Origin of the sequence: Promicromonospora kroppenstedtii DSM 19349 (assembly GCF_000515355.1) — a bacterium.
GTDB lineage: Bacteria > Actinomycetota > Actinomycetes > Actinomycetales > Cellulomonadaceae > Promicromonospora > Promicromonospora kroppenstedtii.
This window is the reverse complement of sequence record NZ_KI911680.1, coordinates 20,450-21,730: the sequence shown is the minus strand read 5'-3', so window position 1 is coordinate 21,730 and position 1,281 is coordinate 20,450. Positions and strand designations below refer to the sequence as shown.

General features: G+C 76.1%; 2 protein-coding genes. Both read right to left on the bottom strand.

Annotated features, from left to right (window positions below):
• Window positions 1-134: 134 nt before the first annotated feature.
• Window positions 135-713: a DUF5998 family protein gene (locus PROKR_RS14400; RefSeq protein ID WP_036964348.1), complete on the bottom strand. Its 579-nt coding sequence runs from the start codon at window positions 711-713 to the stop codon at window positions 135-137.
• Between the two features lie 33 nt (window positions 714-746).
• Window positions 747-1,281 (bottom strand): acetate--CoA ligase family protein (locus tag PROKR_RS14395; RefSeq protein ID WP_169736437.1); only part of this gene is annotated, 535 nt, incomplete at its 5' end.

The window sequence follows — 1,281 nt, the reverse complement described above, 5'->3', positions numbered from 1 at the left end:
GCAGCCCGCCGCGGTCAGGCCCGTGGCCGTGGTGAGGTCGTGGCCCAGGGCGCCAGCCGCCGCGGGGAGCACCGCGGCCAGGCTCGCGGTGTCGTAGGACGGGGCCACCAGGCCCTCGGGAAGCTCCGGGGTGCTCACGCAGACGTGGCCCGGGACAGGGCCTTGGCGAAGTCGACGGCGGCCCGGACCGCGGCGTCGCCCTCGGCCTCGCCGGAGACGCGGACCACCACGTCGTCGGGCGTCACCTGGCCGGTCAGGCCGTGGTCCGCGGTGCAGTTGGGGTCCACGCACGAGGCCGGCTCCAGGTCGACCCGGGACACGGCGCCCCAACCCACCGCGAGCGTGACCTCGCGCGTCGCGCCGCGGCGCGGGTACTGCGCCGGGTCCGCGATCACATGGGTGAGTGCCACGGAACGGATCTCGCGCACCGGCACCACCTCGGTGGTGGCGGACGCCGAGCCGGGCCGCGCCGGGTCCTCCCCCGTGTGGTCGTCCACGTGCGCGGTGACCAGGCGGGTCGGCGTCAGCACGAGCACCGTCAGGTGCCGGCGCACCTCCGAGTCGAAGGTGGTCTCGGCCTGCACGAGGTGGGCCACCACCTCCTCGCCGGCCAGCGCCACGTCGAGCACGTCGGCCACGAGCTCGGGGTAGTAGCCGGCCCGGTGCAGGTGGGCGGTCAGGTCGTCACGGGCATCGGTAGGGGCATGGGGCACAGGCGAATCATCCCACGAGAGCGGGTCGCGCCGTTAGCCCGGCAGCGCCCTGCGCAGGGCGTCCGTGCGTCGTTCGGCGGGTCGCAGGCGGATCGTGGCGTGCAGCACCGAGGCTCCCCGCTCGGCGACCGCGACGGGGTACAGCTCCACCGAGGCGAGCTCCGGCAGGTCCTCCGCCATGACCGAGACGCGGGCCAGCACGTCCTCCAGCGCGGCGACGTCGGCCGCGGGCGCGCCCTGGTACCCGAACAGGCGCGGGGCGGCGCGTACGCCGCGCACCATGCGCGCCACGTCCACGTCGGTCAGCGGGGGCACGCCGTGGGTCACGTCGTCGAGCAGGTCCACGGCGTCGCCCGCCACACCGAACGAGACCACGGGGCCGAACAGCTCGTCCTCGACCGACCGCACCACGCACGCCACGCCCGTGGGCGCCATGGCCTGCACCTCCAGCACCGGGTCGGTCCCGGGCAGCAGCGCCGACGCCGCGGCGAGCATGCGCTCGGCGTCCTCGGCCAGGTCCTCGGCGTCGGCGATGTCGAGGCGCACGCCGCCCAGGTCCGCGCGGTGG